This window comes from Methylobacterium brachiatum (assembly GCF_900113845.1).
Classification (GTDB): Bacteria; Pseudomonadota; Alphaproteobacteria; order Rhizobiales; family Beijerinckiaceae; genus Methylobacterium; species Methylobacterium brachiatum.
The window spans coordinates 307,481-328,085 of the sequence record NZ_FOQW01000006.1 but is presented as its reverse complement, the minus strand read 5'-3'; the positions used below and the strand labels follow the sequence as shown (position 1 = coordinate 328,085).

Here is a 20,605-nt window from a genome sequence, read left to right as displayed (position 1 = left end):
GATATCTTGGTCTCCGCTGCCCGCGTCCGGCGCCGGTGTATCGGAACGCCATTGCCCGCCCGGCAGCGGGCGCGATGCCCGACCCTCACAGGAGCGTCCGATGAATCCTGTCCCATCGCTGGAAGCCGTGACGATCCGGGCGGCGGGCCTGGACGATGCGCCGGCCATCGCGGCGATCCATGTCGCCGCCTGGCAGGAAACCTATGCCGGGCTCCTGCCCGCCGAGATGATCGCCGCCCACACGGTCGAGACGCGGCTGGCGGCCTGGACGCGGATCCTCGGGGGGCCGGAGTCCGGCACGGCGGTCGCGGTCGCCGAGGGGCCTGCGGGTCTCGTCGGCTTCGGGTCCTGCGGCGCCCAGCGCGCGGCCGAGCTGGCGGCGGACGGCTTCGACGGCGAGGTCAGTGCGATCTACGTCCTGAGCGCCGCGCAGCGGCGCGGGACCGGGAGCACCCTGATGGCCGCGCTGGCGGCCCATCTCCGACGGAGCGGTCATCGTGCCGCCAGCTTCTGGGCGCTGCGCGACAATGCGACGGCCCGGCGGTTCTACGCGCGTCTCGGCGGTATCGTGGTCGGCGAGCGGGTGGAGCGGCGGGAGCGGGCCACGCTCGTTGAGGTCGCCTATGGCTGGCGCGATCTTGCGGCGCTTCGGCGGGGTCCGGTTCCCGGCTGACGCACTCGCGAAGACGGGGCTGGTCGGGCGACCCCAAACGAAAACGAATCAGCGCAGGCCGTTGCGTACCACACCGGCCTCGACCGCCACGGAGAGGCGGTCCGTGACCGCCCATTCGACGCCGACGCGGGCGTTCGGCAGGATCGCGATGTCCTCCCGGGTGAGGGGCGGGCTGAACGGGGTCGGCCCGACCCGCAGGGTGTCGTGCACGGCGCCCGCCCCCGCCTTGGCGTAGAGCAGCACGTCCGGCGTCAGCAGCGTCCCGACCTTGACCTCGAGCGCGCCGGCGAAGTCGCGGCTGTAGGCGAGACGCCCGAAGCCCGGGGTGAGATTGCCGTCGAAGCCGGCGAGGTAATCCAGGCCGCCGCCGATCCCGTAGAGGATCGGCCCCTCCTGCCACATCCGGCCGCCCTCGAACCCGAGGGTCGGGCCGGAATAGCTTCCAAAATGCCGGGACGTGCTGACCGCGTAGCCGGTCGAGAGGCGGGCGTAGGAGCCGGTCCAGCGGCCGGCATCCTCGACCGGATCCAGGGCGAAGGACGGCAGCGGCGCGAAACCCACGAGCGGCAGGAACGCCTGGGCGGCGGCGGGGCCGGCCGACAGCAGACAGAAGCCGAGGCAGGCGGCGAATCGGCGCGGGCGAAAACCGGCGGATCTGATCATGCCGGCATCATAGTCGAACGCGCCGGCGGCGGACCAGATCAGGCCGCCAGGGGCCGATCGCCGACCAGCTGCCGGAACGGCTGCACCATCACGCGCCGGCCGGTGAGATCGTGCACGCTGACCTGCCATTCGGACCAGTCGGTCCGATCGGACAGCGCCCGCATCACGTCGACGGCGACCCGGCGCGCTCGCAGGGGCAGCCGCCCGGCCGCGCGGATATCCGCGCCACGCGCGTCGAACACGCATTCCAGACCGTTGGTGCAGTGGAACCGGTAGCGGGCCATCGGGGCTCCTGTCGCATCCTGCGCGAGGTCGTCTCGATGTTCTATATATGTTCCTGTGTCGATGGAACATCCCGCCGGCACGATCGGCCGCAGGTTCGGCTGGATCGGCCCGGGACCGGCCGCCGGCTCGCGCATGATCGGAACCGGGATGCGTGCCCGACGGCCCGGCGATCCGCGCCGGCCGCCGGGCTTTTCGCTCAGTCGCGCACGACGACCTTGGTGCCGACCCGGACCCGGTCGTAGAGATCGACCACGTCCTTGTTGGTCATGCGGATGCAGCCCGAGGATACCGCGGCGCCCATCGTCTCGGGCTCGTTCGAGCCGTGGATCCGGTAGAGCGAGGAGCCGAGATAGAGGGCGCGGGCGCCCAGCGGGTTGTCCTGGCCGCCGGCCATGTAGCGGGGCAGGTCGGGGCGGCGGGCCAGCATCTGCTGCGGCGGGCGCCAGGCCGGCCATTCCTTCTTCATCGTCACCGTCTTGGTGCCGGACCAGGAGAAGCCCTGCCGGCCGACGCCGACGCCGTAGCGGATCGCCTCGCTGTTCCCGAGGATGTAGTAGAGCCGGCGCTGGCGGGTCGAGATCACGATGGTGCCGGGCTTCTCGGTGCTGTTCCAGCCGATCGTCTCGCGCGGGATCGCCTGGGTGCGGAAGACATTCATGAAATCCGCGAGCGGCCCGCTGTCCAGCGGGCCGGCGGAAGCGGGCGCGCTCCCCAGCAGGGCGCCCGCCAGCGCGAGCATCGCGATCCGTCTCGACATGGTCTTCATCCTCATCACGTGCCGGTTCTTGCCGATGGCGTCGGTCGTCGCGGGTGGGCCGCGATCCTCCGGCGAGCCGGCCCCGACTTCGCGGCAAGGTTGAGGCCGGCGGGGTGACGCGCGCGAATCCGGCCGGCCCTGTGGGCTCCGGGCAACACTGGAAAACGGCGCGACGCCGTGGGTGATTGCGCTGGAGGACGGCCATGCTTATCTCCGGGATGTGATCCGATCCGTCGCCCTTCTGGCCCGCCGCGTCGCGGGCTCGCCGGACCGCCTCGTCCGGAGCCTCGCCGTGCTGGCGGTGCTCGCCGTCGCGGCGGCTGCGCTGACAGCTGCGCCCCGTCCGGCCCGGGCCGCGCCGGTGGCGGGTCCGGCCTGCTGGGTGGTCAGCCAGAAAGTCGCCGTCCTGTCGGACGCCCGCAAGGTCGAGACGCGCAAGAGCGCTCCCGAGGCCCGTCGGGCTCTGTTCGACGGCACCGACCTGTGCCCGGCCGATCTCGAGGTCGGCGGCGAGCTCGGGCTTCCGCGCCGCCCGGTCGAGGCCCCGCGGCCGCGTCACGCCTCCGCCGCATCCTATGGTTATGCTCCGATCGTCGCGCCGGCCTTCGGACCGGACGAGGCCCTGCGCCGGCCGCCCCGGGCGGCCTGATCCGCGCCGCCGGTTCGTCCACCGGCCGGGCGCCCGATCTTCGCCGTATCGGCGCAGGGCCATCGTCCCGGATCCCGGATCCGGCCTGGTAACCTGAAGTCCTGATCGCGCCGCATCGCCTTTCCGAGAGCCGGGAAACCCCGTTCGGGAGGATGCGCGATCCGCCTCGACGACGCGCGGGCCTTGCTCCGCGCCGGCCTTTGCAGACGCATGTATCTCCAGGAGCGTCGGAACCCGTGACCCGCACTTCGTCCGCCCTTTCCCCGTCCCCCGTCCGGCGCGCCGCGCCGCGCGTGACCGTCCTGGGATCGGCCGTCCTGCTGGCCCTCGCGCTGGGGGCCTGCAACCCGAAGCAGACGGCCGCGCCGACGCCGCCGGTGCCCGAGGTCGGCTTCGTCACCGTGACGCCGCAGGCGATCCCCTACCTGCGCGACCTGCCCGGCCGGGTGGCGCCGATGCGCATCGCCGAGGTCCGGTCGCGGGTCTCGGGCCTCGTGGTCAAGCGCCTGTTCGAGCAGGGCAGCCAGGTCAAGGAAGGCGACATCCTCTACAAGATCGACCCGGCCCCCTACGAGGTCGAGCTGGCGAGCGCGGAGGCCGTGCTGGCCCGCCAGGAGGCCGCCCTGGTGCTGGCCCGCCAGCAGGCCGACCGGCTCGAGACCCTGCTGACCCGGGCGACCGCCAGCCAGGCGCAGTACGATGCCGCCTTCGCGGCCAAGAAGCAGGCGGAGGCGGAGGTCGCCGGCGCCAAGGCGGCCCGGGACCGGGCGCAGCTCAACCTCGGCTGGACCGACGTGCGCGCGCCGATCACCGGCCGGATCGGCCGGGCGCTGCTCACCGAGGGGACCCTGATCGAGCCGGGCTCCACGGGCGCACTCGCCACGATCCAGCAGCTCGACCCGATCTACGTCGACATCACCCAGTCGGTGGGCGAGCTGAACCGCCTGCGCCGGGATCTCGCCAGCGGCGAGCTCGCCCGGCTGGAGGACAACACCGCCAACGTCCACCTGATCATGGACGACAACTCCCTCTACCCGCTGGCCGGCCGCCTGCTGTTCTCGGACGTCACCGCCGATCCGAGCACCGGCCAGGTGACCCTGCGGGTGCAGTTCCCCAACCCGCATGACGAGCTGTTCCCGGGCATGTATGTCCGCGCCCGGATCAAGCAGGGCATCGATTCCGACGCGATCGCGGTGCCCCAGCAGGCGATCCAGCGTACCGAGGACGGCCGCGCCGAGGTCTGGCTGGTCCGGGCCGACGACACCGTGATGCGCCAGCCCGTCGAGGTCGGGCCGGTGGTCGGGCAGAACTGGCTGATCCGCGACGGCCTCAAGGCCGGCGAGCGGGTGATCATCGACGGCGTCCAGAAGATCACCGCGGGCGTGAAGGTGAAGCCCGTGGACCAGACGCCGCTCCACGGCGAGGCGGGTCCGAAGCACGACGCCGACGAGGCTCCCGACGCGCCCGGCGACAAGGCGGAGGCCGCCCCGCGCGCCGCCGCGGTCAACCGCCACTGAGCCCGGGGGACCTCGCGCATGGCACGCTTCTTCATCGACCGCCCGGTCTTCGCCTGGGTGGTGGCTCTGTTCATCTGCCTGGGCGGCGCCCTGGCGATCCCGAACCTGCCGATCGCGCAGTATCCGGTGATCGCCCCGCCGCAGATCGCCCTGTCCACGGCCTATCCCGGCGCCTCGGTGGACAGCCTCTATGTCGGCACGACCCGGCTCATCGAGGATGAGCTGAACGGCGCGGCCAACATCATGAACTTCGAGTCGACCACCGACTCGTTCGGCTCGGTCAACATCACCGCGACCTTCCTGCCCGGCACCGAGCCGGCGCTCGCCTCCGTCGAGGTGCAGAACCGGTTGAAGCGCGTGGAGGCCCGCCTGCCCGCGGAAGTCCGCCAGCAGGGCATCCTGGTCGAGGAGGCCTCGGCCGCGACCCTCAACATCATCACCCTGATCTCCAAGGACGGGTCGATGGACGAGGTGGGCCTGGGCGACTTCCTGATCCGCAACGTCATCAACGAGATCCGCCGCATCCCCGGGGTCGGGCGCGCGACGCTCTACTCCACCGAGCGCTCGCTCCGGGTCTGGGTCGATCCGGACAAGCTGCGCGGCCTGTCGCTCAGCGCCGAGGACGTGACCGAGGCGATCCGCAACCAGAACATCCAGGTCGCCTCCGGCTCGGTCGGCGCCCAGCCGAGCCCGATCAAGCAGGCGGTCACGGTGCCGATCATCGTGAAGGGCCAGCTCGGCACCATCGAGGATTTCGGCGCGATCGTGCTGCGGGCCAACCCGGACGGCTCGAACGTGCGCCTGCGCGACGTCGCCCGGATCGAGCTCGGCGGCGACGCCTACCAGTTCTCCACCCGGCTGAACGGCGGCCCGGCGGCCGGCATCTCGGTGACGCTGGCCCCCGACGGCAACGCGCTCGAGACCGCCAAGGCGATCCGCGCCAAGATGGTGGAGCTGTCGCAGTTCTTCCCGCCGGACCTGAAGTGGGACATCCCGTACGACATCACCCCGGCCGTCGAGGCCTCGATCGAGAAGGTGCTGCACACCCTGGTCGAGGCGGTGGTGCTGGTGTTCCTCGTGATGTTCCTGTTCCTGCAGAACATCCGCTACACCCTGATCCCCACCATCGTCGTGCCGATCGCCCTGATGGGCACCGTGACGGTGATGTGGATCTCCGGCTTCTCGGTGAACGTGCTCACCATGTTCGGCATGGTGCTGGCCATCGGCATCCTGGTCGACGACGCCATCGTGGTGGTGGAGAATGTCGAGCGGATCATGAACGAGGAGGGGCTGCCGCCCAAGGAGGCCACCAAGAAGGCCATGGAGCAGATCACCGGGGCGATCATCGGCATCACCCTGGTGCTGATGGCGGTGTTCATCCCGATGGCGTTCTTCCCCGGCTCGGTGGGCATCATCTATCGGCAATTCTCGATCGCCATGGTGACCTCCATCGCGTTCTCGGCGCTGCTGGCCCTGTCGCTGACGCCGGCGCTCTGCGCGACCTTCCTGAAGCCGGTGGAGAAGGGGCACGGCCACGCCAAGGGCGGCGTGTTCGGGATGTTCAACCGCTTCGTCGACCGCGAGACCGCCCGCTACGGCCGCGGCGTCGCGGGTCTCATCCGCAAGTCCGGCCGGGTGATGCTGATCTACCTCGCCCTGGTGGCGGGCACGGCCTACGCCTTCGTCAACCTGCCGGAGGGCTTCCTGCCGGTGGAGGATCAGGGCTTCTTCACGGTCGACATCCAGACGCCGCCCGGCGCCTCCTACAACCGCACCCAGGAGGCCAACCGCAAGGTCGAGGAGCACCTGCTGGCGCAAGCCGGCGTCGCCACCGTGACCATGCTGAACGGCTTCTCGTTCTCCGGCCAGGCGCCCAGCACCAGCCAGGCCTTCGTCACCCTCAAGCCCTGGAGCGAGCGCGACGCGAAGAACTCCGCCGCCGCCCTGGTGGCCGGCACCAACGCGGCGCTCGCCAGCTACCGCGACGCCACCGTGGATGCCCAGGAACCGCCGCCGGTGGACAACCTCGGCAACGCCGCCGGCTTCTCGTTCCGCCTCCAGGACCGGGCCAACCGCGGCTACGCGGCCCTGCTCTCGGCCCAGGACCAGCTGCTCAAGCTCGCGCAAGGCAGCCCGATCCTGCAGAAGGTCAAGATCGAGGGCTTGCCGCCGACCCCGCAGGCGGAGCTGATCGTCGACCGCGAGAAAGCGGCCGCTCTGGGCGTCAAGTTCGAGGACATCAACGCCACGATCCAGCTCAACCTCGGCTCGGTCTACACCAACGACTTCCCCAACCGCGGCAAGATGCAGCGCGTCTACGTCCAGGCCGAGCAACTCCAGCGCATGAACGCGTCGGACATCCTCAACTACGCGGTGAAGAACGCCTCCGGCACCATGGTGCCGATGTCGTCCTTCGCCGAGCTGAAATGGGGCATGGGGCCGAGCCAGATCGTCGGCTTCAACGGCTACCAGTCGGTCCGGATCACCGGCGAGCCCAATCCCGGCTACACCTCGGGCGACGCCATCGCCGAGATGGAGCGGCTGATGCTGCAGCTGCCCAAGGGCTTCGGCTATGCCTGGACCGGCCAGTCGTTCCAGGAGAAGCAGGCCGGCAGCCAGGCCAGCCTTCTGCTGGCGCTCTCGGTGCTGATCGTGTTCCTGTGCCTGGCCGCGCTGTACGAGAGCTGGGCGATCCCGGTCTCGGTGCTGCTGGTGATCCCGCTCGGCGTGATCGGCGCGGTGGGGGCCGTCTATCTGCGCGGCATGCCCAACGACGTGTACTTCAAGATCGGGCTGATCACGATCATCGGCCTGTCGGCCAAGAACGCGATCCTGATCGTGGAATTCGCCAAGGACCTCTGGAGGCCCGGCACCTCGGTGATCCGGGCCGCGGTCGAGGCCTCGACGCTCCGGTTCCGGCCGATCGTGATGACCTCGCTCGCCTTCATCTTCGGCGTGGTGCCGCTGGCCATCGCCACCGGCGCCGCCTCGAAGAGCCAGCAGGCGATCGGCACCGGCGTGATGGGCGGCATGATCACCGCGACCGTGCTGGCGGTGTTCTTCGTGCCGGTGTTCTTCGTGGTGGTGATGCGCCTGTTCCGGCGCAAAGCCGTGGCGGACGGCGAGCGGGGGGAGGGCGCGGACGCGGCGCCCGCCCACCAGCCGCATCACGTGGCGGCCGAGTAGGGGCTGCCGGCTTCGGGTTCGTCCCCGGCCTGCGCGGTCGGATCCCCTCGCCCCGCTTGTAAGGAGAGGGCTCCGGCGACCTTGTCGTCGCCGGAGCGAGGCGGCAGCCGAGGGTGAGGGGGCTGCCCCGGAGGAGACTCATCGGTCACGTCCCTCACCGCCGCTCCGGCTTCGCCTCTCGCTTCCCGCACACGGGGAGAGGGGAACCCGCGCTTCGTCCTGAGATCCGTGAACATCGTGCCCCCTCGGCCCCGCATTTTGCATACGGATGGTCCGAACCTTGCTGTGGGTGTGTGGCCGGTGCGGTTTGCCCGCGCGCTTCACTCGGCCTAGGCTCAACCCCTGCGCTGGTGATGGCCGCCTGCCATCAACTTCCAAGGTTCCGGAGATCCGCTTGTCCCGTTCCACCCTGAAGATCCTCGCCCGCGGCGTGGCCGCAGGCGCGGTCGCAGCCTTCGCGCTGACGGCTTTGCCCGCCCAGGCCGCCAACGTGTTCCGCTTCGCCTTCCAGGGGGACATCAAGTCGCTCGATCCCTACTCCCTCAAGGAGAGCTTCACGATCGGCATGCACGGGGCCGTCTACGAGTCCCTGATCACCCGCGACAAGGACCTCAAGCTCGCCCCCCAGCTGGCCGAATCCTGGGAGACGCCCGAGCCGACCCGCTGGCGCTTCCATCTGCGCAAGGGCGTGAAGTTTCACGACGGCTCGCCGTTCACGGCCGACGACGTCATCTTCTCGGCGCAGCGCGTCCGTGCCCCGGGCTCGAACTTCCAGACCAACGTGCCGGGCGACGCCGAATTCGTGAAGGTCGACGACTACACCGTCGACATGCTGCTGAAGAAGCCCAACCCCATCGCCGTGTACCAGTTCTCCGGCTGGTACATCATGTCGAAGAGCTGGTCGGAGAAGAACAACGCCACCCAGCCGACGCCGCCCACCGCGGCCGCCCCGAGCTACGCCACCCTGCACGAGAACGGCACCGGCCCGTTCGTGATCACCGAGCATCAGCCCGGCGTGAAGACGGTGTTCAAGAAGTTCGACGGCTACTGGGGCAAGGTCGAGTCGAACCTCGACGAGGCGGTGTTCACCACCATCGGCAACGACGCCACTCGGGTCGCCGCCCTTCTGTCGGGCGAGGTCGACTGGGTCGATCCGGTGTCGCTGCAGGATCAGCAGCGGGTCAATAGCAGCGGGACCGCCACCGTGATGGCCGGGCCGGAGCTGCGCACGGTCTTCCTCGGCATGGACCAGTGGCGGGACGAGCTGAAGGATTCGAGCGTCAAGGGCAAGAACCCGTTTAAGGACCCCAAGGTGCGCGAGGCGTTCTACCGCGCCATCGACGAGGACACGATCGCCAAGCGGGTCATGCGCGGCCAGGCCACGCCCTCGGCCCTGCTGATCGCCCCGACGCTGTTCGACCGCGCCAATGAGATCAAGCGCCCGGCCACCGACCTGAAGCGGGCCAAGGAGCTGATGGTCGAGGCGGGCTATCCGGACGGGTTCTCGCTCACCATGGATTGCCCCAACGACCGCTACGTCAACGACGAGGCGATCTGCCAGGCGGTGGTCTCGATGCTCGCCCGCATCAACGTCAAGGTGAACCTGAACGCTCAGCCCAAGGCCAAGTACTTCGCCAAGGTCCTGTCGCCGGGCTTCGACACCTCGTTCTACCTCGTGGGCTGGACCCCGTCCTCGCAGGACAGCCACAACATCCTGTTCGAGATCGCCGGCTGCCGGAAACCCGGCGACAAGTCCGGCCGCGGCGGCTGGAACCTCGGCGGCTATTGCAACCCGAAGATCGACACCATCGCCGACCAGGTCGAGGCCGAGACGGACAAGACCAAGCGCGACGCCCTGATCAAGGAGGGTTTCGACACGATCCAGGCCGATTGGGGTTACATCCCGCTGCACCAGCAGGCGCTCGCCTGGGGCGTGTCCAAGAAGGTCCATCTCGTGCAGCGGCCGGACAATATGCTGTTGCTCTACTGGGTCTCGAAAGACCCCCAGTAGGGGCCGGGCGTGCTCGCCTTCCTCCTGCGCCGGGTGATCCAGGCGATTGCGGTGCTCGCGGTCGTCGGGCTCATCGCGTTCTCGATGTTCCGGTTCGCGGGCGACCCTGTGAACCAGATCGTCGGGCCCGATACGCCTGCTTCCGAGCGGGCTCAGATCCGCAAGAGCCTCGGCCTCGACGATCCGGTCCTGATCCAGTTCGCCCGCTATGCCGGCGACGTGGTGCAGGGCCGGCTCGGGATCTCGTACCAGTTCCGCCAGCCGGTCTCGCAGCTCCTGGCCGAGCGCATGCCGGCGACCCTGGAGCTCGCCTTCTGGGCCACGGTCTTCGCCCTGGTGGTCGGCGTGTTGATGGGGGTCTTCTGTGCGCTGCGCCGGGATTCCTGGCTCGCCGGCCTATTCCAGGCGGTCTCGCTCATCGGGATCAGCTTGCCGACCTTCCTGATCGGCATCCTGCTGATCTACCTGTTCTCGGTGACGCTGGGCTGGCTGCCCTCCTACGGGCGCGGCGACACGGTGCGGCTCGGCTGGTGGACCACCGGCTTCCTCACCTGGTCCGGCCTCAAGGCGCTGATCCTGCCCTCCATCACGCTCGGCCTGTTCCAGATGACGCTGATCATGCGGCTGGTGCGCGCCGAGATGCTGGAGGTGCTGCGCACCGACTACATCCGCTTCGCCCGGGCGCGGGGCCTCTCCACCCGCGCCGTCCACCTGCGTCACGCCCTGAAGAACACCCTCGTGCCGGTGATCACCATCGCCGGGCTCCAGCTCGGCTCGGTCATCGCCTTCTCGATCATCACCGAGACGGTGTTCCAGTGGCCCGGCATGGGCTTGCTGTTCGTCCAGGCCGTGCAGAACGTCGATATCCCGATCATGTCCGCCTACCTGCTGCTCGTCGCGCTGATCTTCGTGACCATCAATCTCGTGGTCGACATCCTCTACACCGTGGTCGATCCGCGCCTGCGGCTGTCCTCGGCGACGGCATGAGGGCCGGTTGATGAGCGGACGCGATATCGACGCCGGCGGCGCCCCGCCGGTCCCGCTGCAGGCGGCGACGCCCGGCCGGCTCGCGCGCTGGCGCGATTCCGACCTGCTGGCGAGTTTTCTGAGGTCGAAGACCGCGATCGTGGCGCTTCTGGCCACCATCCTGATGGTCGGGCTCGCGGTCGCCGCGCCGCTGATCTCGCCGCAGAACCCCTACGACCCGGCCCAGCTCGACCTGATCAACTCCAACCTGCCGCCGATCTGGCAGGCGGACGGCCAGGCGCCGTTCTACCTCGGCACCGACGACCAGGGGCGCGATGTGCTCTCGGCGGTGCTCTACGGCCTGCGCCTGTCGCTGATCGTCGGGGTGCTCGGGGTGATCACCTCGGGCATCATCGGGATCGCCCTGGGATTGATTGCCGGCTATGCAGGCGGCGCCCTCGACACGCTGATCATGCGGGTCGCCGACGTGCAGCTCACCTTCCCGGCGATCCTGATCGCCCTGGTGGTGGACGGCGTCGCCCGGGCGAGTTTTGGCGGCGCCCTCGATGTCGGGCCGCTGATCGGGCTGATCGTGATCTCGATCGGCCTGTCGTTCTGGGTGCAATACGCCCGCACCGTGCGCTCCTCCGTGATGGTCGAGAAGGGCAAGGACTACGTCCAGGCCGCCCGGCTGATCGGCCTGACGCCCCCGGTGATCCTGGTCCGCCACGTGCTGCCCAACGTCACCGGCCCGGTCTTCGTCATCGCCACGATCAACCTGGCGCTGGCGATCATCACCGAGGCGACCCTGTCGTTCCTCGGCACCGGCCTGCCCGAGACCATGCCGTCGCTCGGCACCCTGATCCGCACCGGCAACCGGTTCCTGTTCTCCGGCGAGTGGTGGATCGTCGCCTTCCCGGGCCTGGCGCTGGCCGGCCTCGTCATCGCCATCAACCTCCTGGGGGATTGGCTGCGCGACGCCCTCAATCCGAAGCTGCAATGATGTTGTTGGACCACGGCGTTTCCCGGGCTCATCCCACCCGCGCCCTCATCCTGAGGTGCCGAAGCGAAGCGGAGGCCTCGAAGGAGCCCTCCAGGGATCACGCGTCATCCGGAGCCCTCCTTCGAGGCTCGCTGCGCTCGCGCCTCAGGATGAGGGTGCGGGCGGGAGCACGCGCCGTTGTCGGAGCCCGCGCGCGATGAGCGAAACCATCCTCTCCGTGCGCGACCTCACGGTCACGTTCGACACGCGCCGCGGGCCGCTCACCGCCATCGACCGGGTCTCGTTCGACATCGGCCGGGGCGAGATCCTGGGGGTCGTCGGCGAGTCCGGGGCCGGCAAGTCGGTCACCGGCTCGGCGGTGATCGGGCTGATCGACCGCCCCGGCCGGATCAGCGGCGGCGAGATCGCCTTGCGCGGCGAGCGCATCGACAACCTGCCTCCCGAGGCGATGCGTCGGGTGCGGGGCAGGCGGATCGGCATGATCTTCCAGGATCCGTTGACCTCCCTGGACCCGCTGTTCCGGGTCGGCGACCAGATCGTCGAGACCCTGCGCGCCCATACCGAGCTCTCGGCCAGGGCGGCCCGCACCCGGGCGATCGACCTGCTGGCCGAGGTCGGCATCCCGGCCCCCGAGCGGCGGATCGACGGCTATCCGCACGAATTCTCCGGCGGCATGCGCCAGCGCGTGGTGATCGCACTCGCGCTCGCCGCCGAGCCGGAGCTGATCATCGCCGACGAGCCGACCACGGCGCTGGACGTCTCGGTCCAAGCCCAGATCATCACGCTGCTCAAGCGTCTCTGCCGCGAGCACGGCACCGCGGTGATGCTGGTGACCCACGACATGGGCGTGATCGCCGAGGCCGCCGACCGGGTCGCCGTGATGTATGCCGGGCGGGTGGCCGAGATCGGCCCGGTCGCCGCCGTGGTGCGGGAGCCCCATCACCCCTACGCGGTCGGCCTGATGGGGGCGATCCCGACCCTGTCGCAGGAGGCCGACCGGCTCAGCCAGATCCCCGGCTCGATGCCCCGGCTCACCGCCATCCCGAAGGGCTGCGCCTTCAACCCGCGCTGCCCGAAGGTCTTTGCCCGCTGCCGCGTCGAGCGGCCCGAGCCGATCCTCGTGGGCGCGAGCCGCGTCGCCTGCCACCTGTACGATGTGACGGAGAAGGCGGCGTGAGCGCCTATGTCGAGGTCACCGACCTGCGCCGCCTGTTCGACGTCTCGAAGCCCTGGCTCAACCGGGTGATCGAGCGCGAGCCCCGCCGGTTCCTCACGGCGGTGGACCGGGTCGGCTTCACCATCGCCAAGGGCGAGACCTTCGCGATCGTCGGCGAATCCGGCTCCGGCAAGTCCACGGTCGCCCGGATGGTGGTCGGCCTGCTGCCGCCCTCGGCCGGCGAGGTCCGGATCACCGGGGTCTCGATGACCGATCCCCGGGAGGCGGCCGCAAGGCGGCGCCTGCGCTCGCGGATCCAGATGATCTTCCAGGACCCCTACGCGTCGATGAACCCGCGCTGGCGCGTGGGCAAGATCATCGCGGAGCCGATCCGGGCGTTCAACCTGATCCAGGGGGAGGGAGCGATCCGCGCCCGGGTCAGCGAGCTGCTCGGCCTCGTCGGCCTTCACGCGGACGATGCCAGGAAATATCCGCACGAATTCTCCGGCGGGCAGCGGCAGCGGGTCGCCATCGCCCGGGCGCTGGCCAGCCAGGCGGAGTTCCTGGTCGGCGACGAGCCGACCTCGGCGCTCGACGTCTCGGTGCAGGCGCAGATCCTCAACCTGATGCGCGACCTGCAGGACCGGCTGGGCCTGACCTACCTGTTTATCTCCCACAACCTCGCCGTGGTCCGCCACATGGCGACCCGGGTGGGGGTGATGTATCTCGGCCGCCTGGTCGAGGTCGCCGCCGCGAAGGATCTGTTCGCCCGCCCGCGCCATCCCTACACGCGGATGCTGCTCGACGCGGTGCCCGACCTCGCCCATGTCGGCCGCGCCCGGGTGCCGGTTTCCGGCGAGATCCCGAACCCGATCGACCCGCCCCCCGGCTGCACCTTCAACCCGCGCTGCCCCCTGGCGAACGACCGCTGCCGCACCGAGGTCCCGGCCCTGCTGGACGGCGTCGCCTGCCACGCGGTGCAGGAGGGGCGGGCCTGATTTTGGGTGGGCCGCGGCGACGGCGAGCATCGATGCCGCGTCGAGCCGCGCGCCCTGATCTCGATTTCGAGCGGCCTCCGAGAGCCTCCTACAAGACGCCCGATGACCGGTTGCCCCCTCTGCGCGAGGTAGCGCAGAGGGCGTTTCGGGGGGCTCTCAGGCCGCGAGGCGCTTCGTCGTCAGCGGAACAGGTTCGGCGGCACCGGCGGGTTCGCGTGGAGCAGCGTGATCGTCACCCGTCGATTCGGCGCGATGTAGGGATTGTCGGGGAAAACCGGCTCGGTGTCGGCGCGTCCCACCACGGACATGAAGTTGTCGTTGGGAACCCCGGCACCCGACAGGATGTCGCGCACGGCGAGCGCACGCCCGGCGGTGAGGTTCCAGGGTTCGCCGGCCCGCGCCGAGCCCGGGCGCGCGGCAGACGTGTGGCCGGTTATCGACAGACGGTTGGGCAGCCGGCGCATGGCGGGCGCGAGCGCCTCCAGCACGCGACGGGTGCGCTCGTAGGGCTCGACGGAGCCCTCGCGGAACATGGCGCGGCCGTCCTGGTCCACGAGGGACACGTTCACGCCCTCCTTGGTCGGCTCGATCACGATGTTCTTCGACAGTTCGGCGATGTCGGGCATCGTCTCGAGCGCCTGCCGGAGGCTGGCGATGGCGCTGTAATCGGCCTGCACGCTGGCGGCCGGGCGGCTGGTATCGAGATCGTTGGCGCGGCCCGGACGGGTCTGGCGCGGTCTGTCCACCTGCTCGTCAGAGCCCCTCTGCGCGTCCCGGGGCGTGGACGCCTTGTTGCCCGACGTGTCCAGGGCGGTGCCGTACAGCATCCCGCCCGCGCCACTGGTTGCCGGGCTCGACGCCGCCGGCGCGAAATATTCCGCCAGACCGACCTTCTGCTCCTGCGTCGTCATGCTGATCAGCCACATCAGCAGGAAGAACGCCATCATGGCGGTCACGAAGTCCGCATAGGCGATCTTCCAGGCCCCGCCGTGATGCGCGTGAGCGGCCTTCTTGACCTTCTTGATGATGATCGTGCTCATCGAATCCCTGCCGGATACCGGGTCAGTTCTGGGCGGGCAGAGCGGCGGTTGCCGCTTCCACCTCGCTGAAGGTCGGGCGGACGTCGCTCATCAGAGACTTGCGGGCAAATTCGACCGCCATCACCGGCGGCTGGCCGCCGATATGGGCGAGGAGACCCGCCTTGAGGGAAAGGTAGTATTTCGACTCGGCCTCGAAGAGGCTTTTGAGCGACTGCGCCATGGGCCCGAAGAAGCCGTAGGCGACGAAGACGCCGAAGAAGGTGCCGACCAGCGCGCCGCCGATCAGATGGCCCAGCACCTCCGGCGGCTCCTTGATCGCCCCCATCGTCTTGATCACGCCGAGCACGGCCGCGACGATGCCGAGCGCCGGCGTTCCGTCGGCGAGCGACTGCATGGCTGACACGACGCGCTCCTGCTCCTGGTGGTGCGTCTCCAGTTCCTCATCCATCAGGGCGTCGATCTCGTAGACGTTGTTGGCGCCCAGCGTGACCATCCGCATGTAGTCGCAGACGAACTCGACCGCGTGGTGGTTTGCTGCAAAGGACGGGAAGGCGTTGAACAGCGTCGACTCGCTCGGGTTTTCGATGTGCGGCTCGAGCGCCATCGAACCCTTCTGCTTGGCAAGCTTGAACAGCGAATACTGCATTCCCAGCAGCTCAACATAGCTGTTCTGCGTATATTTGGGGCCCTTCACGAGCGTACCCAGCATGGCGGGCACGGCCTTGAGCACCGGCCCGGTATTGCCGATGATGAAGGCCCCGATCGCCGCACCGAGGATGATGACAAACTCGAACGGCTGCCAGAGGACGACCAGGTGGCCACCCATCGCGGCGTAGCTGCCGAAGACGCAGGCGAAGACGACCAAGGTGCCGACGATCAGCCGCATGATTTGCCATCCTTGCGCGGCGGCCGATTCAGCCCGCGCGAAGCCACTAATGATCTGGCAAATCACTGATTAAGGTTAACGGTGCGTTTCGAGCCGCGGCCGAAGGATTGGCAGATATTTGGTTCCGGCGTTCGGGGCGCGGGTTCGACCTGACGTGACGGGCGCGGACGTGCCGCAAACGCGACCACCCGGGCTTTCACGAATCGTCAGGCTAGCGGGGCCTGCCACTCCATCCCCGGAGCCGGCCCCCGATCCTTCGCGCTTCCCCTCGCGCGGAAGCGCAAAGCGCGCGTCGAAGGGCGTCCAGCCGCCGATACGACGCGTCCGATCCCTACGCGTCGCGCCACTGCGAGAACGTCGCCGCCTGGCCCACCGTCACGCCGTCGCGGTCGAGCTGCCAGACCACCGCCTGCTCGATCCAGAACCGCCGGCCGCCCTTGGCGATCCGCAGGCCCCGGTAGCCGCGGGTGAACCCGTCCCGGGCCACGGCGTCGAGGAGGTGCTGCCGCTCGGCACGCTCGGGCGCCTCGGCCGAGAACCGCGACGGCAGGCCGACCACCTCGTCCCGCGCATAGCCGAAACAGGCCTGCGCGGCCCGGTTGGCGTAGACGAAGCGCGGGTCGGCGCCGCCGTCATGGGCCAGCACCACGAAGGGCGCCTGCTCGTAGAGCCAGGCCGCATTCGCCCCGTCGGGGACCAAAGCCGCGCCGAGGCGCCGCCGGTAGCTGTCGGTGAGGACGGCGAAGAAGTCGGGATCGTGCGAGAGGTCCATCACGGCGGTCCGGAATCGGCTGCACCAGGAGAGCAGCACATAGCCGAGGCCGTACCGATCGCGCGGTGCCGAATCCCACCCTACAGGACCGGGTCCGCGTCGATGCGCATCCGCAGGATCGCGTAGGGCGGCTGCTGCAAATCCTGGCCGCGGTTGAATTCCGGCCGCCGGTTGACCTGGGCGCTCGAGATGTAGAGCCACCTGTCCGGCGTGATCCAGAACGTGTCGGCCCAGATCAGGCGATCGTCGGCGGCGAGCACCTCCACGGTCCCGTCCGGCAGGCGCCGGCCGACGGCGTTGTGCTCCTGCAGGCTGAGATAGACCCGGTCCTTCGAATCAGTGGTCAGGCCGCCGGTCATGCCCTTCTCGCCGAGATCCTGGACCTTGGCGGCCAGAGCCGCGTCCGACACGTTCGGGTCGAGGAGCGCGGCGGTCTCCACCGCGTAGAGGCGCCGGCTCATCAGCGGCGCGTAGTACAGGCGGCTGCCGTCCGGGCTGATCGCGATGCCGTTGGCCCCGCCCTTCGGGTGTTTCGCGGGAGCATCGCCCTTCTGCTCCATCACCGGGCGCAGCTCCACGAACTTGACCAGGCCCTCCTGCGTCGCCGTGCTCGGATGATCCGCCAGGCGCCGGGTCACCCGTCCGCTGGCGAGGTCGACCGCCAGGATCGCCCCCTGGCCGCCCTGGCCCTGGTCGGTGATGTAGGCGAGCGCCCGGTCCGCCCGGACGTCGACCCGCAGGTCGTTGAGAGAGGACTCGGGCACCACGCCGGCATCGAGGGGGATCACCCGGCGGACCCGGTCCTGCGTGATGTCGATCTCCAGGAGCTTGGCGGCCCCCGGCACCGGCTTGCCCTTGCCCTTGCCCTGCGGCAGGCCGGAATCGAGGATCCAGAACGTGTCGTTGCGGTCGAACACGCCGTTGGGAACGTGGAAGAGCGTCGCCTGCGGATCCTTCGGGTCCGGCGTGTTGGCCCGGGCATCCGGATAGGGCTTCACGGAACCGTCGGGCAGCACCTCGCCCAAGGTCACCGGCTCGGACCCGGTGAAGCGCGGCATCATCACGAACATCCGGCCGCCCCGGGCGATCGCCAGGCCGGTGGGCGTCGATGGGGCGTTGGCCGCCATCGCCAGTTCCAGCGCGCCGGCGGGGCGGCTGGTCGGAGGCTCACGGCCTGCGGGCGGCGTGGCGGACGGTGCGGGCGCTGGTCCCGCCTGGGCCGATCCGGCCGCGAGGGCGACGAGGCCCGATCCGATCAGGCGGCGGCGGTCGAGGGGCATGCGGTTCCTGCAGCAGGCGAGCGGGTCGGCGGCCCAACGCGCGGCGGCGGCGGGTGATCCCGGATCCGAGCAGGGTGCGATCCGATCCCGCCCCGGATCGCCGCGCGACCCGGTCATCGTGGGATCCCGACACGATCATGCGATCCGGCGTATCCAACGCCAAAGAACGACATGTCGTCCTGTATCCGGACAGCAAGCTTCTTTTCGGCAAGATCTTTGGAAGCGAATATGGGGCGATGATCTAAAATAATTCGGTATTTATGTATTGATAAATTCCTTGACACTCCGATTGTGTCCACGCTATGGCCCGATCAGTATCAATAATGATGCGGATCAGACGCCGCGTATCCGAATTCAGGGCGTCCGGTCATCGCGCAGATCAGCGTGAGGCCGGAGATAAAATGCGGTCGGGACGAGGCCGGATCGTCTTCAAATGTTCGGATCGTGTCCGGATAAGCTGGGTTCAAGCCTCCGGTGTTCATGATCACATCGTCATGGTAGCTGGGCTACGGTCGCCGGTGCGGTGATCACACACGCAACACGGGTACGGACAATTATCTTCCGGCGCCGCGACGATCGCGGGGACCGGGCCCGAGATCGACAGGCAGGAGAGGCATGGATCCCCAAGGATCCGAACAGGTATCGGAGCGCGCGCCGCGCCGGAGCACCCAGCCGCGGATCCTCGCGGTGGCGGTGCAGAAGGGCGGCACCGGCAAGACCACGCTGGCCGCCTCGCTCGCCGTCGCGGCGGCGCAGGCCGGCGAGCGCGTGACCGCCCTCGACCTCGACCCGCAGGGCTCCCTGGCCGGCTGGGGGGCGCTGCGCGAGCGCAACGCCGTGGCGGTCGACCGGATCCAGCCCTGGGAGATCGGCCAGCTCCCCGAGATCCTGGACCTCCTCGGCCAGCAGGGCACGACCCTCGCGGTGCTCGACACCGCCGGCAGCTCCGCCGGGCTGGCGCCGGCCCTGAAGGGGGCGGATTTCGTGCTGATGCCGGTGCGGCCCTCGCGCCTCGACATCGTGGCGGCGCGACCGACCCTCCAGGCCCTGATGAATCTCGGCCTGCGCGGCCGGTTCGCCCTGGTGCTGAACCAGTGCCCGCCGCCGCCCTCGCCGCGCACCAGCGCCTATGCCGCGCAGTTGCGGGCGCTGGGGGTGCTGGCCGAGCCCGGCATCATCCACCGGGTCGACCATCAGGACGCCCTGGCGACCGGGCTCGGCGTCACGGAATACGCGCCCGCGAGCCCCGCCGCCGAGGAGATCCGAGCCCTGTGGGCCTGGATCGACGCGAAGATGCGGGCGTCCCGCCCCGACGATCAGCCCTGACCGAGCGCCGCGAGGATCCGCGCCCAGGATCGCGTGCCCTTGTGGAAGCTCGTCAGGTCGTACTTCTCGTTGGGTGAGTGGATCCGGTCGTCGTCCAGGCCGAAGCCGATCAGCAGCGTGTCGCGGTTCAGGAGCCGCTTGAAGTCGCCCACGATCGGGATCGAGCCGCCGGCGCCCACGGTGACGGCCGGCACGCCCCATTCCTCGGCGAGCGCCGCCTTGGCGGCCCCGAGCTGCGGCATGTCGAAGGGCAGGCTGATCGCCCGCGAGCCCTTGTAGGTGATGACATCGACCGTGCAGTCCGACGGCACCCGTTCGCGCACGAAGGCCTCGAACCGTTCGGCCAGAACCTTCGGGTCCTGGTCGTCCACGAGGCGGAACGAGATCTTGGCCGAGGCGGTCGAGGCGATCACCGTCTTGGTGCCCTCGCCGGTATAGCCACCGATGATGCCGTTGGCGTCGCAGGACGGGCGCGACTGCACCAGCTCGATCGGCATCCGCCCGCGCTCGCCGGCCGGCTCCTTCAGGCCGATCGGCCCGAGCAGGGTCTCGGGCGTCAGCCCCAGGCCGCGCCACTGCTCCAGCACCTCGGGCGGGCGCTCGTGCACGCCGTCGTAGAAGCCCGGGATCGTCACCCGCCCGTCCTCATCGTGCAGGTCGGCGATGATCTTCGACAGAACGTGGATCGGGTTGCGGGCGGCGCCGCCGAAGAAGCCCGAATGCAGGTCGCGGTCGGCGCAGGTGACCTTCACCTCGAAATACGCGAGCCCGCGCAGCGACGAGGTGATCGCCGGCGTGGTCCGGTCCCACATGCCGGTGTCGCACACGAGCACCACGTCGCAGCCGAGGCGGTCGCGGTTGGCCGCGACCCATTCGGGCAGGCCCTGCGAGCCGCTCTCCTCGGCGCCCTCGATCAGGATCGTGACGCCGCAGGGCAGCTCGCCGCTCATGGCGATATGGGCCCGGCACGCCTCCACGAAGGTCATGACCTGGCCCTTGTCGTCGGAAGACCCGCGCCCGACGATGGTCTTGCGGCCCTCCGCATCCGACGCGATGCGCGGCTCGAAGGGCGGCGTCGTCCACAGGTCGAGCGGATCGACCGGCTGTACGTCGTAATGGCCGTAGAACAGGACGTGCGGCGCGCCGGGCTTCGGCTTGGTCGCCAGCACCACCGGGTGCAGCGAGGTGTCCTCCACGGAGGTCTCGAAGCCGAGCGCCGTGAGATCCTGGGCGAGCCAGGCGGCGGCGGCCCGGCAATCGCCGGCATGGGCCGGCTCGGTCGAGATCGACGGGATCCGCAGGAAGGCGAACAGCCGCTCCAGGGCGTTCTCAAGGTCCGTGTCGATGTCGTTGAGGATCGCGTCGAGCGCGGCCATCGGGAGCTCCGGGATGCGGCGGGTTTTTTTTCGCGACGACAGGGTTAGCCGAGGCGGGGCG

19 protein-coding genes are annotated in these 20,605 nt (G+C 69.6%); 10 read left to right on the top strand and 9 right to left on the bottom strand.

The window, feature by feature from the left end; all coding sequences use genetic code 11:
* The first annotated feature begins 100 nt into the window (after nt 1-100).
* On the top strand, nt 101-673 hold the full coding sequence (locus BMZ47_RS09730; protein WP_091861248.1) for a GNAT family N-acetyltransferase: 573 nt from the start codon (nt 101-103) through the stop codon (nt 671-673).
* 48 nt (nt 674-721) lie between these two features.
* Here BMZ47_RS09730 and BMZ47_RS09725 read toward each other — a convergent pair whose 3' ends face one another.
* The 3 genes from BMZ47_RS09725 to BMZ47_RS09715 all read right to left on the bottom strand — a co-directional run bounded on the left by BMZ47_RS09725 (nt 722) and on the right by BMZ47_RS09715 (nt 2,378).
* On the bottom strand, nt 722-1,336 hold the full coding sequence (locus BMZ47_RS09725; RefSeq protein WP_091861245.1) for an outer membrane protein: 615 nt from the start codon (nt 1,334-1,336) through the stop codon (nt 722-724).
* 38 nt (nt 1,337-1,374) lie between these two features.
* Nucleotides 1,375-1,620 (bottom strand): DUF6894 family protein, encoded by a 246-nt coding sequence (locus BMZ47_RS29305; protein WP_007567703.1) that lies wholly within the window; start codon nt 1,618-1,620, stop codon nt 1,375-1,377.
* 197 nt (nt 1,621-1,817) lie between these two features.
* Nucleotides 1,818-2,378: a L,D-transpeptidase gene (locus BMZ47_RS09715; protein ID WP_091861368.1), complete on the bottom strand. Its 561-nt coding sequence runs from the start codon at nt 2,376-2,378 to the stop codon at nt 1,818-1,820.
* Nucleotides 2,379-2,559: 181 nt separating this feature from the next.
* Here BMZ47_RS09715 and BMZ47_RS09710 point away from each other — a divergent pair, with 181 nt between their 5' ends.
* The 8 genes from BMZ47_RS09710 (at nt 2,560) to BMZ47_RS09675 (ending at nt 13,864) form a co-directional block, all read left to right on the top strand.
* Nucleotides 2,560-3,027, top strand: coding sequence for a hypothetical protein (locus tag BMZ47_RS09710; protein WP_091861242.1), 468 nt, complete (start codon nt 2,560-2,562; stop codon nt 3,025-3,027).
* A 293-nt stretch (nt 3,028-3,320) separates the two neighbouring features.
* Nucleotides 3,321-4,544 (top strand): efflux RND transporter periplasmic adaptor subunit, encoded by a 1,224-nt coding sequence (locus BMZ47_RS09705; protein WP_407942885.1) that lies wholly within the window; start codon nt 3,321-3,323, stop codon nt 4,542-4,544.
* 18 nt (nt 4,545-4,562) lie between these two features.
* Nucleotides 4,563-7,730: a multidrug efflux RND transporter permease subunit gene (locus BMZ47_RS09700; RefSeq protein ID WP_091861236.1), complete on the top strand. Its 3,168-nt coding sequence runs from the start codon at nt 4,563-4,565 to the stop codon at nt 7,728-7,730.
* A gap of 394 nt (nt 7,731-8,124) precedes the next feature.
* A complete protein-coding gene (locus BMZ47_RS09695) occupies nt 8,125-9,741 on the top strand; it encodes an ABC transporter substrate-binding protein (RefSeq protein WP_091861233.1) in 1,617 nt (538 codons plus the stop codon).
* Between the two features lie 9 nt (nt 9,742-9,750).
* On the top strand, nt 9,751-10,728 hold the full coding sequence (locus BMZ47_RS09690) for an ABC transporter permease (RefSeq protein ID WP_091861230.1): 978 nt from the start codon (nt 9,751-9,753) through the stop codon (nt 10,726-10,728).
* 10 nt (nt 10,729-10,738) lie between these two features.
* Entirely contained in the window at nt 10,739-11,710 is a 972-nt protein-coding gene (locus BMZ47_RS09685) for an ABC transporter permease (RefSeq protein ID WP_007567690.1), read from the top strand.
* A gap of 196 nt (nt 11,711-11,906) precedes the next feature.
* Nucleotides 11,907-12,887 (top strand): ABC transporter ATP-binding protein, encoded by a 981-nt coding sequence (locus tag BMZ47_RS09680; RefSeq protein WP_091861227.1) that lies wholly within the window; start codon nt 11,907-11,909, stop codon nt 12,885-12,887.
* Nucleotides 12,884-13,864: an ABC transporter ATP-binding protein gene (locus BMZ47_RS09675; RefSeq protein ID WP_007567686.1), complete on the top strand. Its 981-nt coding sequence runs from the start codon at nt 12,884-12,886 to the stop codon at nt 13,862-13,864. The genes BMZ47_RS09680 and BMZ47_RS09675 overlap by 4 nt, the downstream gene beginning before the upstream one ends.
* 179 nt (nt 13,865-14,043) lie before the next feature.
* Here the strand turns inward: BMZ47_RS09675 and BMZ47_RS09670 are convergent, their stop codons facing one another.
* The 5 genes from BMZ47_RS09670 to BMZ47_RS28520 all read right to left on the bottom strand — a co-directional run bounded on the left by BMZ47_RS09670 (nt 14,044) and on the right by BMZ47_RS28520 (nt 18,324).
* The gene (locus BMZ47_RS09670; protein ID WP_091861224.1) at nt 14,044-14,904 is read right to left on the bottom strand and encodes a flagellar motor protein MotB; all 861 of its coding nucleotides are present in this window, start codon (nt 14,902-14,904) and stop codon (nt 14,044-14,046) included.
* A 22-nt stretch (nt 14,905-14,926) separates the two neighbouring features.
* Entirely contained in the window at nt 14,927-15,790 is an 864-nt protein-coding gene (motA, locus tag BMZ47_RS09665; protein ID WP_091861221.1) for a flagellar motor stator protein MotA, read from the bottom strand.
* Between the two features lie 331 nt (nt 15,791-16,121).
* Nucleotides 16,122-16,562, bottom strand: coding sequence for an MEKHLA domain-containing protein (locus tag BMZ47_RS09660; RefSeq protein ID WP_208601025.1), 441 nt, complete (start codon nt 16,560-16,562; stop codon nt 16,122-16,124).
* 80 nt (nt 16,563-16,642) lie between these two features.
* Entirely contained in the window at nt 16,643-17,842 is a 1,200-nt protein-coding gene (locus tag BMZ47_RS09655) for an SMP-30/gluconolactonase/LRE family protein (RefSeq protein WP_091861219.1), read from the bottom strand.
* A gap of 317 nt (nt 17,843-18,159) precedes the next feature.
* Nucleotides 18,160-18,324: a hypothetical protein gene (locus BMZ47_RS28520; RefSeq protein WP_167369021.1), complete on the bottom strand. Its 165-nt coding sequence runs from the start codon at nt 18,322-18,324 to the stop codon at nt 18,160-18,162.
* Between the two features lie 133 nt (nt 18,325-18,457).
* On the opposite strand from BMZ47_RS28520, the gene BMZ47_RS09650 reads away from it, so the two are divergent.
* Complete coding sequence (locus BMZ47_RS09650; protein WP_091861214.1) at nt 18,458-19,168, top strand: nucleotide-binding protein; 711 nt, start codon at nt 18,458-18,460, stop codon at nt 19,166-19,168.
* Here BMZ47_RS09650 and BMZ47_RS09645 read toward each other — a convergent pair.
* Nucleotides 19,159-20,544 carry a M20/M25/M40 family metallo-hydrolase gene (locus tag BMZ47_RS09645; protein WP_091861211.1) on the bottom strand — a complete coding sequence of 462 codons (1,386 nt, stop codon included), beginning with the start codon at nt 20,542-20,544 and terminating at the stop codon, nt 19,159-19,161. The genes BMZ47_RS09650 and BMZ47_RS09645 overlap by 10 nt on opposite strands.
* Nucleotides 20,545-20,605 lie beyond the last annotated feature (61 nt).